At 62.5% G+C, this 12986-nt stretch carries 12 protein-coding genes; 8 read left to right on the top strand and 4 right to left on the bottom strand.

Translation table 11 applies throughout. The features are described 5' to 3' along the window. The first annotated feature begins 46 nt into the window (after positions 1-46). From AC1RDQ_RS08355 to AC1RDQ_RS08345, 3 genes are all read left to right on the top strand, one after another. Positions 47-2536: a TonB-dependent siderophore receptor gene (locus AC1RDQ_RS08355; RefSeq protein WP_492586899.1), complete on the top strand. Its 2490-nt coding sequence runs from the start codon at positions 47-49 to the stop codon at positions 2534-2536. A 103-nt stretch (positions 2537-2639) separates the two neighbouring features. After that, complete coding sequence (locus AC1RDQ_RS08350; RefSeq protein ID WP_057715051.1) at positions 2640-3143, top strand: VOC family protein; 504 nt, start codon at positions 2640-2642, stop codon at positions 3141-3143. 33 nt (positions 3144-3176) lie between these two features. Beyond that, positions 3177-4010, top strand: coding sequence for an AraC family ligand binding domain-containing protein (locus AC1RDQ_RS08345; RefSeq protein WP_492586897.1), 834 nt, complete (start codon positions 3177-3179; stop codon positions 4008-4010). A gap of 176 nt (positions 4011-4186) precedes the next feature. Here AC1RDQ_RS08345 and AC1RDQ_RS08340 read toward each other — a convergent pair whose 3' ends face one another. After that, positions 4187-4774 carry a LysE family translocator gene (locus AC1RDQ_RS08340; protein WP_492586895.1) on the bottom strand — a complete coding sequence of 196 codons (588 nt, stop codon included), beginning with the start codon at positions 4772-4774 and terminating at the stop codon, positions 4187-4189. 91 nt (positions 4775-4865) lie between these two features. After that, entirely contained in the window at positions 4866-6197 is a 1332-nt protein-coding gene (locus AC1RDQ_RS08335) for an aminotransferase-like domain-containing protein (protein ID WP_492586893.1), read from the bottom strand. Between the two features lie 89 nt (positions 6198-6286). On the opposite strand from AC1RDQ_RS08335, the gene AC1RDQ_RS08330 reads away from it, so the two are divergent. The 5 genes from AC1RDQ_RS08330 to AC1RDQ_RS08310 all read left to right on the top strand — a co-directional run bounded on the left by AC1RDQ_RS08330 (position 6287) and on the right by AC1RDQ_RS08310 (position 10571). Beyond that, positions 6287-7183, top strand: a complete 897-nt coding sequence (locus tag AC1RDQ_RS08330; protein WP_090454997.1) for a DMT family transporter — start codon at positions 6287-6289, stop codon at positions 7181-7183. Between the two features lie 91 nt (positions 7184-7274). Beyond that, positions 7275-7895: a LysE family translocator gene (locus AC1RDQ_RS08325; RefSeq protein WP_492586892.1), complete on the top strand. Its 621-nt coding sequence runs from the start codon at positions 7275-7277 to the stop codon at positions 7893-7895. 123 nt (positions 7896-8018) lie between these two features. Further along, positions 8019-9101, top strand: a complete 1083-nt coding sequence (locus tag AC1RDQ_RS08320; protein ID WP_340316228.1) for a bifunctional transcriptional activator/DNA repair enzyme AdaA — start codon at positions 8019-8021, stop codon at positions 9099-9101. A gap of 35 nt (positions 9102-9136) precedes the next feature. Beyond that, the gene (locus AC1RDQ_RS08315; RefSeq protein WP_492586890.1) at positions 9137-9949 is read left to right on the top strand and encodes an isocitrate lyase/PEP mutase family protein; all 813 of its coding nucleotides are present in this window, start codon (positions 9137-9139) and stop codon (positions 9947-9949) included. A 4-nt stretch (positions 9950-9953) separates the two neighbouring features. Next, positions 9954-10571, top strand: a complete 618-nt coding sequence (locus AC1RDQ_RS08310; RefSeq protein ID WP_340316226.1) for a DNA-3-methyladenine glycosylase family protein — start codon at positions 9954-9956, stop codon at positions 10569-10571. 114 nt (positions 10572-10685) lie between these two features. Here AC1RDQ_RS08310 and AC1RDQ_RS08305 read toward each other — a convergent pair whose 3' ends face one another. Together AC1RDQ_RS08305 and aguA are read right to left on the bottom strand one after the other, a co-directional pair. Then, positions 10686-11783: an extracellular solute-binding protein gene (locus AC1RDQ_RS08305; protein ID WP_218498230.1), complete on the bottom strand. Its 1098-nt coding sequence runs from the start codon at positions 11781-11783 to the stop codon at positions 10686-10688. Positions 11784-11785: 2 nt separating this feature from the next. Beyond that, positions 11786-12910: an agmatine deiminase gene (aguA, locus tag AC1RDQ_RS08300; RefSeq protein ID WP_057715060.1), complete on the bottom strand. Its 1125-nt coding sequence runs from the start codon at positions 12908-12910 to the stop codon at positions 11786-11788. Positions 12911-12986 lie beyond the last annotated feature (76 nt).

Raw genomic sequence — 12986 nt, 5'->3', positions numbered from 1 at the left:
CCTTCAAGCAACTCGATTGCCGATTGATCCGACTCCCGGGAACCCCATGCCGCGCGCCACCGTTACCCGCAACCGCTTCGCCTTGCATCCGCTGATGCTGGCTCTGGCGGTTGTCTTGCCGGGCCTGGACGTGTCGCGGACTCAAGCCGCCCCCCTCGTCAACAGCGAACAACCCGGCAGCCAGGCACGCCATTACACCATCGCTGCCGGATCGCTGGTGAGCGTCCTCAACCGCTTTGCCGAACAGGCCGGGATTTTTCTCGCCGGACACAATGACCTCGCGGCCGGCAAACGCAGCCCTGGTCTTGACGGTGTCTACAGCCAGCAGCAAGCGTTGCAACGACTGCTGCAAGGCAGTGGCCTGCAAGCGCAACGCCAGGGCACCGGCAGCTACGTGCTGCAGGCCACAGCCGTGACACAAGATGCACTGGAACTGGGGGCGACGAACATTTCCGGGCAGGCACCCGGGACGATCAGCGAAGACTCCCGCGCCTACACCGTCGGCTCGACGTCTTCAGCCACTGGTCTGCCGCTGTCCCTGCGCGAAACGCCGCAATCGGTCACGGTCATCACCCGCCAACTCATGGACGACCAGGGGGCCACCAGCATCGTCGATGTCCTGCGCCGCACTCCTGGCATCAGCGTGCAAAACTACGACAGCGAACGCTGGGAATTTTCCAGTCGTGGCTTGCCGATCACCAATTTCCAGTACGACGGCGTCAATACCGACTACGACGGTGTCTACGACTACGGCACCTCGAGCACCGACATGGCACCCTATGACCGCGTTGAGATCATCAAAGGCGCGACCGGCCTGATGACCGGGGCGGGTGATCCCTCGGCAACGGTCAATCTGATTCGCAAGCGCCCGACCCCGGTATTCAAAGCCTCGGTCACCGGCACCGTCGGCTCCTGGGACAACTATCGCAGCGAAGGCGATATTTCCGGCCCGCTGAGCGCCAGCGCAAATGTCCGCGGGCGTCTGGTCGGTGTCCACCAGGATCGCAGCGCCTACACCGATCACTACCGCAACACCAAGGACATCGCCTACGGCATTGTCGAAGCCGACTTGACCCCGGACACCCTTGTCACCGTCGGTATCGACCAGCAAGACACCCGTTCCCGGGGCGCCAGCTGGACCGGTTTTCCGATGTACTACAGCGACGGCTCGCGCACCGATTTCTCCCGGTCCTTCAACCCGGCCACCGACTGGAGCCGTCGCGACTTCACCAACCAGACGGTGTTCGCCTCCGTGCAGCAGCAACTGGTCAACGATTGGGCACTCAAGGTCAGTTACGACCGCAAACACCGCCAGCACGATACCTTCCTCGCCTCCGCCAGTGGCGGCAACCCGGACCCGGTCAGCGGTAACGGCATGTTCATGTACATGGGCAAGTTCGAGGGCGATCAGGTTCAGGACAACATCGACGTCAACCTGACCGGTCCATTCACCCTATGGGGTGGCGATCACGAACTGATCGTCGGTTTCATGTCAATGAACACGCGCCAGGACATCCCGGTGTACGGTTCGGTGTACCCGCCAGTGGACGGCAGCATCTTCGACTGGCGCGGCGAGTTTGCGAAACCCGGGATCCCACGGGTGGGCACCAACGACATTGTCCAGCGCCAGACCGGTGCCTACCTGGCTACCCGGCTCAAGCCCGTCGATGACCTGGCGCTGATCCTCGGCACGCGTGTCAGCGACTTCTCGGGGCACGACGACCTGGATTACAGCGACCCGCACACCGCCGACCTGCGCGACAGCTATCGCCAGAGCGGTGTCGTCACGCCTTATGCCGGGCTTGTCTATGATTTCGACGACACCTGGTCGGTGTACACCAGCTACACCAGCATCTATCAGCCGCAAATGAGCAAGGACGCCAACCGGCGACTGCTCGATCCGGTACAAGGCAAAAGTCTTGAAGCGGGCATCAAGGCTGAATACTTCGACGGGCGCCTGAACGCCAGGTTCGCCCTGTACCGCATCGAACAGGACAACATCGCCGAGTATGTCAGCGGCGTTGATATCGAGTCGGTGTACCGCGCCGTCCAGGGTGCCACCACCAAAGGCTTCGAGATCGAACTGGCCGGCGAGTTGCGGGACGGCTGGAACCTGTCGGCCGGCTACACCTATAACCACACCCGCGATGCCAAGGGTGATTACGTCTACGGTTCGGTGCTGCAAACCACTGCACCGGAACAGGTGGTGCGAGTATTCAGCACCTACCGCCTGCCTGGACCCTGGGACAGGCTCACCGTCGGTGCAGGCGTGAACTGGCAAAGCGAATTCTTTGGCAATGTGTTCCGTCCCGACCCCGCCGATACGGTGAACTTCGGTCAGTACACGACGATCACCCAGCCCGGTTACGCCCTGGTGGACGCGATGGCGCGCTATCGCTTCAACGAGCACCTGAGCACCACACTGAACGTGAAGAACCTGTTCGATAAAACCTACTACACCGGGCTTGGCAACTTTGGCACCGGGTTTTATGGCGAACCGCGCGCCGTGCAATTGACCACCCGATGGGCGTTCTGATCGTGGCCTGAAACGGGTGTTTGGCGATCTACGGTACTGCCGAACGAACTCAGGCTGGCTACGCTGTAATCCAGCATGCATAACCTGCCGAGGAGTGCCCGCCATGCAACGTGTTCAAAAACTCACGCCCTGCCTGTGGTTCGACAATCAGGCCGAAGAGGCGGCAAAGTTCTATTGCTCGATCTTCGACCATTCGAAAATCACCGCCATCACCCATTACGGCCACGCCGGATTCGAATTCCACGGCCGGCCCGAAGGTTCGGTCATGACCGTCAGCTTCGAACTCGACGGGCAGAGCTTCACCGGTCTCAACGGCGGGCCGATGTTCACGTTCAGTGAAGCGGTTTCGTTTCAGGTCAATTGCCAGACCCAGGAAGAAGTCGACCATTACTGGGGCCGCCTGTCGGCCGGCGGCGCGCCCGAGGCCCAGCAATGCGGCTGGCTCAAGGACAAGTTCGGGCTGTCATGGCAGATCGTCCCCGTTGCGATGATGGACATGATCAAAGACCCGGACACGAAAAAATCCCAACGAGCCATGCAGGCGATGATGCAGATGAAAAAACTCGATATCGCCGAACTGCAACGAGCCTTTGACGGCGAGAGCTAATACACTCGGGCACTGACCTGCCGAGGAGCGAGCATGAAGCACGCCGTTGCCAAGAACGCCGACAAGGCCCCGCGCTTCTGGCGCGATGATGCCCTGCCTTTCATCGAAGCCCGCTCCATCGCTGACGGGCGCGAAGTCTGCTACACACGGCATGCCCACGAGCACTTTTCCATCGGAGCGATCACCGCCGGGCGCAGCACCTATCTCCATGAGCAGTCGGCGTTCGAGGTCAGCGTCGGCACTGTCGTGCTGATGAACCCCGGCGACGTCCACGCCTGCAACCCGATCGAAGACCAACCCTGGTCGTACCTGATGCTGTACGTCGATACGCCGTGGCTGACCGATTTTCAGCATCAGCTCGGGTTCTGCGATGACGCGGCGTTTCGCCGCTTTTCAGTGACCCATACCCGGGACGCCAACCTGTTTGCCGGCCTCGCGGGCTTGTATGAGGTACTGGTCGATCCACAGCAAGACGTGCTGCGCAAACACAGCGTGGCCGTGGAGTTCTTTACCGAGGTTCAGCTCCGGTTCAACCCGATCGATCAGCCGCTGCGCGAACCCAATTTCAAGCTGGAGCGTGCTGCCGATTACATCCGCGACCACTGCACGCAAACCCTCAAGCTCGAAGACATATGCGAGGCGGCGCAACTGTCACCGTCCTACCTGATCCGCGCCTTCAAACAGCATTACGGCATGACGCCCCACGCGTTCCTGGTGAACCGGCGCATCCAGTTCGCCCAGGATCAATTGCGCAGCGGCAAGCTGATTGCGGACGTGGCACTGGAAGCGGGGTTCGCCGATCAGGCGCATTTTCAACGGGCATTCAAACAGCACCTGGCGGCGACACCGGGGCAGTATCGGGGCTGAGGCAACACAAAGATGCTCTTGAGCCTGACTCTCCCCTGTGGCGAGGGGGCTTGCCCCCGTTGGGCTGCGAAGCGGCCCCCGACGTTCTTTCAGACATACATTGCATGCAGGATTTACGACGGCTGCGCCGCCGAACGGGGCAAGCCCCCTCGCCACAAAACCTGCAGTGACTGCCGTTACGGCAGCAACAGGTACACCGCGCTCACCACCAGCAGCAGCGCCATGGCGCGATTGAACAGGCGCATCCCCGCCGGGTTGTTCAGGAAGCCGCGCAGAAATGTCCCGGCATACGCCCAGCAACCGACCGACGCATAGCAGATCACCAGGTAAATCGCGGCGAATTGCCAAACCAGGCGTGCCTCGCCATCGGCGACAAACGCGCCCATGCCGGCCACGCAGGCCAGCCAGGCTTTCGGGTTGAGCCATTGCATGATGGCGCCATACAGCATCGACGGCGCCTGCGCCGATTCGCCGGCTTGCACCTGCCCATTGTCGGCCGCCAGCTTGAAGGCCATGTACAACAGAAACGCCACGCCTGCCCATTGCACCCCCTGCGTCAGTGCCGGCCATCGTTGCAACAACTCATGCAGGCCCAACCCCATCAACACCAACAGCAAAACAAACCCCAGGGTGGCCCCGACCACGTGACGCTGGCTGGCCCGGAAGCCAAACCGCGCGCCGGAACTCAACGCCACAATGTTGACCGGCCCCGGCGTGATGGACGCGACCAGCGCAAACGCTGCCATGGACATCATCAGACTCATTGCACACCTTCTTCCATCGAGTTGAACAAGGCCCTCAAGGTAAAGACCCCACCGGTTCGCGTATTGAAGAAAACTACCCTTCCCGGCCTCGCTACGAGTAATAGCTGACGATGCTTTTCACTTTGCTCAAGGCAGTGCGCAACGAGTCCATGTCCACCGAACCCAACGCCAGGCGTATCGCGTGCGGCACGTGGACCGAAATCGCAAAAGGCTCGGCCGGCGACACCGACACCTGCTCGCGCATCAGTGCCATGGCGATCTGGTCGGCCCGGGCGTCCTCCGCCAACGGCAGCCAGATGAAGTAGGAATTGGGGTGACTGATGGTCCTGAGCCCTGCCAGCATCTCGCGGGCCAGGGCTTGCCGGGCCCGGGCGTCTGCACGTTTTTGCGATTCCAGTTGGCTGACGGTGCCATCGTCGAGCCAGACCGTGGCGATGGCGGTCACAACGCCGGGAGTGTTCCAGGTGGTCGCCATGATCGTGCGCTCGAAGGCGGCGACCCATTGCGCCGGTGCGGCGATGAAACCGACGCGCAGCCCGGTGGCGACATTCTTCGACAGACCGGATACATACACCGTCCTCTCCGGCGCCAGCTCGGCCAACGGTGGCGGTACGTTTTCAGCCAGGAACGCGTAGGCGGCGTCCTCGATGATCGTCAGGTCATGCCGGCGCGCAATCGCCACCAACTGCTCGCGCTGATCCAGGTCCATCACCCAGCCCAAAGGGTTGTGCAGGGTCGGCATCGAGTACAGCGCCCGTACCGATCGGCTGCGACAGAGTTTTTCCAGGGCAGGCAGATCAGGCCCGGTATCCGTGACCGGAATGGGCAAGACTTCCAGATGCAGGGTTTCGGCCAGCGTCTTGAAACCGGGATAGGTCAGCGCATCGGCGGCGATCACATCACCTGGTTTGAGCAGCGTCATCATCGCCACCGCCAGGCCATGCTGGGCGCCGCTGACGATCAACACCTGTTCAGCCGGCACGCTCAGCCCCCGATCAAGCAGATGGCGCGCGACGGAGGCCCGTTCGTGCAGGCGTCCCGCGTGAGGCTGATAGCGCAGGAGGGATTCAAGGTCCCCGGACAAGGCCAGTTGACGCAAGGCAGTGCGCAACAGGTCGGCCTGACCGGGCAATGACGGGTAGTTGAAATTCAGGTCGATCATCCCCGCCGCCACCACGTGCTGCGAGATGCCCTGCCCCGGCGGCAGCGAGGTCTCCCTGACAAAGGTCCCGCGTCCGGTTTCGCCGCTGACCAGGCCCATACCCTCCAGCTCGGCATACACCCGGCTGGCGGTGACCAGTGCCAGACCGTGCTCGGTTGCCAGTTGCCGGTGAGTCGGCAGGCGCGTACCGGGCGGCAGATGCCCGGAGCGGATGTCGGCGGCAAAGGCATCTACCAGGGTCTTGTAGCGGGATCGAGGCATGTCGAGATGTATCCATGACAATTTTTTGATTGTATCGATAGTCGCTCATAGGATGAGTTTCGTGCAATCAGACAATGAGCGTGAGCCAAATGGAACGGACCTCGAACCTGCAACCCCGGACGCTGGAAAACAGCACCAGCGGCTGGATCAACGGCCTGATCGGCGTGGTGATCTTCAGCGGCTCGCTACCGGCGACACGGGTGGCGGTGCTGGAGTTTGACCCCGTGTTCCTGACGGTTGCGCGCGCGACCATCGCGGCGGTCCTGGCGTTGTGCCTGCTGTGGTTATTCAAGGAAAAACGCCCGGCGCGCCAGCAACTGATTCCGTTGATGATCGTCGCCCTGGGCGTGGTCATCGGCTTTCCCCTGTTGACCGCGCTGGCGCTGCAATACGTGACTTCCGCGCACTCCATTGTCTTTGTCGGCCTGCTGCCCCTGGCAACAGCGGTGTTTGGCGTTCTGCGCGGCGGCGAGCGGCCAAGGGCGGCGTTCTGGATTTTCTCGGTGCTGGGCAGCCTGCTGGTGGTCGGGTTTGCCCTGTCCCAAGGGCTGACCGCCTCCCCCCAAGGCGACATCCTGATGCTGCTGGCCATCCTCGCCTGCGGCCTGGGTTATGCCGAAGGCGCGAAACTGTCGCGCACCCTCGGTGGCTGGCAGGTGATTAGCTGGGCGCTGGTGCTGTCGCTGCCGGTCGTGGCCGTGCTCAGCTGGATGCGCATGCCGGCTTCGTTCACCGGCATCAGCACGCCGGCCTGGTTCAGCCTGGCTTACGTCTCGCTGTTCAGCATGCTGATCGGTTTCGTGTTCTGGTATCGCGGCCTGGCCCAAGGGGGCATCGCCGCCGTCGGGCAATTGCAGCTGCTTCAGCCGTTTTTCGGGCTGACCCTGGCCGCCACCCTGCTGCATGAGCATGTCAGCCTCGGCATGCTGGGTGTCACCGTCGCCGTGATCCTCTGCGTCACCGGGGCGAAAAAGTTCGCCAGATAACCCCGTGTACGGTGGTTTGCGCCCATGACTGTATGGGTCTGGCCAAGGGTGAGCCGTGATAAAAATAGCGCTCTTGCTACAGGAGCCCACCATGGACCTCGCCACCCTCACCCTGTTCCTGCCGGCCTGTTTTGCCCTCAACATGGCGCCAGGCCCCAACAACCTGTTGTCGGTCAGCAATTCGACCCGCTATGGCTACCGCACCGCGTGCGTGGCCGGCATCGGCCGGTTGCTGGCGTTCGCCGGGATGATTGCCCTGGCCTCGGCGGGGCTAGCGGTGGTGTTGCAAACCTCTGAGCTGCTGTTCTACGCCATCAAGATCCTCGGCGCGGCTTACCTGTTCTACCTCGCCTGGCAATTGTGGCGCGCAGATTCGGGTGTGGAAAACGTGGTCACCTCAGCGCCCGTGGGCACGCTGGCGCTGGCCCGGCAGGAATTCCTGGTCGCGGCCGGCAACCCCAAGGCCATCCTGATTTTCACCGCGTTCCTGCCGCAATTCGTCGACTCGACCCACGCCATTGCGCCGCAGTTCGTGGTGTTGGGCGCGCTGTTTCTGGTGCTGGAATGGGTCGCCATCGGCGCTTACGCCTACATGGGCCTGCACATGCGCCGCTGGTTCGCCAGGCCATCGGGCAAGCGGATGTTCAACCGCTGCTGCGCCGGGTTGCTGTCGGCGGCGGCTTCGGTACTTCTGATGGCCAGACGCGCCTGAAGTAGATATTTTTCCCATGTGGGAGCGGGCTTGCTCCCACATTGACTCGCAGTGTTCAAAGGAGCGAAATTCGCTGTCGATTTTCCGGTGGAGGTCGCCCATGACGCGATCTATGCTGGGCCCATGAACCTACAAAAAACGCTTCTACCGCCCCGTGCCGAGATGGTTCGCGCCATGCTCGAACGAGACACCTCCTACGAGGGGGTGTTTTTCACGGCGGTCAAGACCACAGGCATCTTCTGCCGTCCCGGTTGCACCGCCCGCAGCCCGAAGCCTGAGAACGTCGAGTTCTTTGCCAGCGCCGAACAATGCCTGGCGGCGGGCTATCGCGCCTGCAAGCGCTGCAAACCGCTGGACACCGCCGCCAGCGCGCCGGACTGGGTGCAGAAACTGTTCAAGTCGGTAGACGCCGACCCGGAACAGCGCTGGACCGACGCCCGGCTACTGGCTGAAGGCATCGAACCACTGAAACTGCGTCGCTGGTTCAAGCAGCACTTCGGCATGACCTTCCACGCCTGGCTGCGCACCCGGCGCCTGGGCATGGCGCTGGGCGGGATCAAACAGGGCGACTCCATCGATGAAGTCGCCTTCGATTCCGGCTACGAGTCCCTGAGCGGTTTTCGCGATGCCTTTCAAAAATCCTTTCACATCACCCCGGGCCGGGCGGCCAACAGCGAGCCGCTGCTGTTCACGCGCCTGACCACACCCCTGGGGCCGATGATCGCCATGGCCGAACGGCGCGGGCTGGTGCTGCTGGAGTTTCTCGATCAGACCTCGCTGAACCCTTCGGTCCAGGCGCTGCAAAACCGTTTCGGTTATGCCGTGGCACCGGGGCACAACGCACATTTGCAGCAGATCGAAGAGCAGTTGTCCGCGTATTTCGCCGGTACGCTCACTGAGTTCAGCGTGGCCTTGCACATGCCCGGTAGCGAGTTCTCCCGCCGGGTCTGGGCTGAACTGGCGAAGATCCCTTACGGCCGGACCACCACCTACGGCGCCATTGCGGCGATTCTGGGCAAGCCCGGTGCCAGCCGGGCGGTGGGCCTGGCCAACGGGCATAACCGCTTATCGATTGTCGTGCCCTGCCACCGGGTGATCGGCGCCGACGGCTCGTTGACCGGCTACGCTGGAGGCCAGCCGCGCAAGGCGTTTCTGCTCAGGCTGGAAAACGCAGCGGTGCAGCTCACGGAGCAGCTGGCGTTCTGATCCCCCCACAGTTTTTTCATAAGGAAGGAAATTCGATGGACAGGCTCGACAATCAACTGCACCAACTGCATCTCGAGGGTTTGCTGATCCTCACCAACGTCGCCGATGCCGCCGGTGCGCGGCTGGTGGAGCAACTGGGCAACAAGGCCGTCGCCACCAGCAGTGCGGCGGTGGCCTGGGTACATGGCTATCCGGACGGCAACACCCTGCCCCTTGAGCGCCTGGTCTCGACGGTCGAGTCGATCGCCCGGGTCATTTCGGTGCCACTGACCGTGGACATCGAAGCCGGTTACTCCGATGACCTGGAACGGGTGGCAAAAGTGGTTGACGCCGTGATTGCCGCCGGCGCTGTCGGAATCAATATCGAGGACGGCTCCTCGCCGCCGGAATTACTGGTACGCAAGATTGAAACCGCGCGCCAGGTGGCCGATCGACGTAACGTGAACCTGTTCATCAATGCGCGCACCGATGTTTATCTTCGGGGTCTGGTGCCTGCCGAAGATCGCGTCGCCGAAACCCTCGAGCGCGCCAAGCTGTATCAGGCGGCCGGTGCCAATGGCCTGTTTGCGGCGGGCGTTACCGCGGAGTACGAGATCAAGGCGCTGTGCCACGGCACCTCGCTGCCGCTGAATGTGCTTGGCTTCCCGGGCCTGCCGTCACCCGAAGTGCTCAAAGAACTTGGTGTGCGCCGCCTGTCCGCAGGTTCAGGCATCGCCGAATTCCTCTACGGTGCCATGGCCGGCATCGCCAAAAGCTTTCTGCAAACCGGCAAGTTCGATACCCACGACCTGAAGGCCCTCACCTATGGCGAAGTGAACGCCCTCTTGAAACCGTCCGGGAAAGCCTGAGCCCATGGCTGACGGCTATCAGGCGGCCAGTGCGTTCCTGGCGGCCATCGATGACGACTGGCGCCGCCACATCGACGCCGTCGGCCCGTGCCTGCACCAGCCGCACGCGGCCCGTGATCCCTATGAGTCGCTGGTGCGGGCGATTGCTTATCAGCAACTGCACGCCAAGGCCGGTGATGCGATTGTCGGCCGGCTGCTGGCACTGTTCGGTTCGGGTGCGTTTCCCAAGCCTGAACAGATCGTCGCGACCGATTTCGACCGACTGCGCAGTTGCGGGTTTTCCGCGAGCAAGATCGCGACCATTCAGGGTATCGCCCAGGCGTCGCTGGACGGCGTGGTGCCCGATTACGCCACGGCGCTGGCCATGGACGATGAAGCGCTGATCGAACGCCTGATCACTTTGCGCGGCGTGGGCCGCTGGACCGTGGAGATGCTGCTGATCTACAGCCTGGAGCGGCCGGATATCCTGCCGGCCGATGACTTTGGCGTGCGTGAGGGCTATAGGCGACTCAAGGGCCTGGAGGTGCAGCCGACGCGCAAGCAGATGATCGAGATCGGGTTGGGGTGGAGCCCTTACCGGACGGTGGCCTCCTGGTATTTGTGGCGGGTGCCTGGCCGGTAGACCGCGTTATCGTTCATCGCGAGCAAGCTCGCTCCCACAAGGTTCGCGTGATCTTTGTGGGAGCGGGCTTGCTCGCGAAGACGTCAGTCCAGTCAACACACCATCAAGGACCAGTTACAACCCCGACTTCAACCGGCTGAACGCCCTGATCAACGCCCGGTTGAACGCCTTGCCATTGTCATTCTTGCTGTACAGCGAAGCCCGGACCGCGGCCGGCGGATACGTCCCCGGATCGTTGCGAATCGCCGGGTCGATCAAGCCGTCCGCCGCCGTAATCGCATTGGCGTAGTGGATGGTGTCGGTGATCGGCGCGATCACTTGCGGGGTCATCAGGTAATCCATCAACGCCAGGCCGGCCTGCGGATGCGGCGCGTCCTTGGGAATGACCATGGCATCGAACCAGATCAACGTGCCCTCCTTCGGAATCCGGTACTTCAGCGAGTACGGCTTGCCCGCCGCCTCGGCCTGGCCCGCCGCGATGGCCACGTTGCCGTTCCACGACATCGCCACGCAGGTGTTGCCGTTGGCCAGGTCGCTGATGTTCAGGTCGTTGTCGAAGTAGCGGATGTACGGACGAATCTTCGCCAGTTGCTGCTCGGCCAACTTCAGGTCATCGAGGTTCTGGCGGTTGATGTCCAGGCCCATGTACTTCATGACCGCCGCAAACACTTCGTTGGGATCGTTGAGCAAGCTGACCCCGCAATCGGCGAATTTCGAGACCACGGCCGGATCGAACAGCATCGCCCAACTGTCGGTCGGCGCGTCGGGCAGGCGCTGTTTGACAGCCTGTTCCTGATACCCCACACCCGTGGTGCCCCAGGCGTAGATCCCGGCATAGCGGTTGCCCGGATCGAACACCGCCATGTGCTGGCGGAACTCCTCGCCGACGCCGGCAAAGTGCGGCAGTTGCTGCTTGTCGACCGTCTGCACCGCGCCACTCTCGATGGCCCGGGACAGGTGCTGCCCCGCCGTCAGCACCAGATCGTAGCCACTGCGGCCGGTGAGCAGCTTGGTCTCGACGGTTTCCAGGGAGTCGAAGTGGTCGACCACCACATGGATGCCGGTTTTCGCTTCAAAATTCTTCAAGGTGTCCGGGGCCAGGTACTCGCCCCAGATGTACAGGTTGACCACCGGTTTGGCGGTGTCGGCAGCCTGCACACACAGGGGTGCAAGCACCAGCAGTATTGCTTGAGTCAGTTTGTGCAGGCCCACGATCACGCTCCCTTTTTGTTGGAGGTGGTGACGGCGTACTGCGGCATGGTAATGCACGCGACGTTGCCGCCACCGAGGAGGATTTCCCGGGAGTTTTCGATGCCGACGATGCTGTGTTGCGGGAACAGCTCGGCCAGGGTCGCCAGCGCCACTTTGTCGTTGCGATCACCAAACAGCGGCACCACGATGGAGCTGTTACCGGCGTAGTAGTTGATGTACGACGCGCAGATTTTCGTCCCGGCCTGGCGGGTATGGGTGCTGTCCTGCCGGTCCAGGCCTTCGGCTTCTTCGGCGGTCCACTCCAGCACATCCGGCTGCGGCAGCTTGTGCACGATCAACTCGCGGCCACGACTGTCGCGGGTGCTGCGCAGGATGTCGTAGGCCTCCTGATAGATTTCCCATTGCGGGTCGTCGCGGTTGTCGGTCCATTGCAGCACCACTTCACCGGGGCGCACGAAGCACGCGAGGTCGTCGACGTGGCCGTCGGTTTCATCGAACTTGCAGCCCCGTGGCAGCCAGATCACCTGCTCGGCGCCGAGGTAATCGGTCAGGCGGCGGGTGACTTCGTCCTTGCCCAGGTGCTGGTTGCGATTGCGGTTGAGCAGGCATTGCTCAGTGGTCAGGATGCTGCCCTGGCCGTCGCTCTGGATGCCGCCCAATTCGGCGATCAACGGTGCGCGATAGCGGTCGAAGCGTTCGATTTCGAGGATCTTGCCGGCGATCTGGTCGTCCTTGTCCCACGGATAGTACAAGCCGCCGTCGAGGCCGCCGTAGGCGTTGAATTCGAAGTCGACGCCGCGCACTTCGCCACGCTGGTCGTTGACCACAAAACACGGGCCGCTGTCGCGGAACCAGGTGTCGTTGCAGGTCATTTCGACCACGCGTACTTGCGGCGGCAACTGGCGACGCGCGGTGGCGAACTGTGCCGCCGAGGCGCACACGGTGACCGGTTCGCTCATGGAAATGGCGGTGACGATCTGCACCCAGACTTTCTGCGCCGGCTTGGCACCGTTGCGCCAGACGTCGGTACGCTCCGGCCAGCCGAGCCAGCAACCGGACTTGGCTTCGAATTCGCCGGGCAGACGGAAACCGTCCTGTTTGGGAGTGGTGTCGAGCAAACGGGCCATGGTCAAACCTCTTCAGCGGGGATTGGAATGACCACAGGCTAAGGGCGACAGCGACTGGCTCGCCAACGATGATTAT

This window comes from Pseudomonas sp. GW823-FHT02E01, from assembly GCF_058797535.1.
The sequence above is the reverse complement of the archived record's forward strand: the minus strand, read 5'-3'. Positions and strand labels throughout refer to the sequence as shown.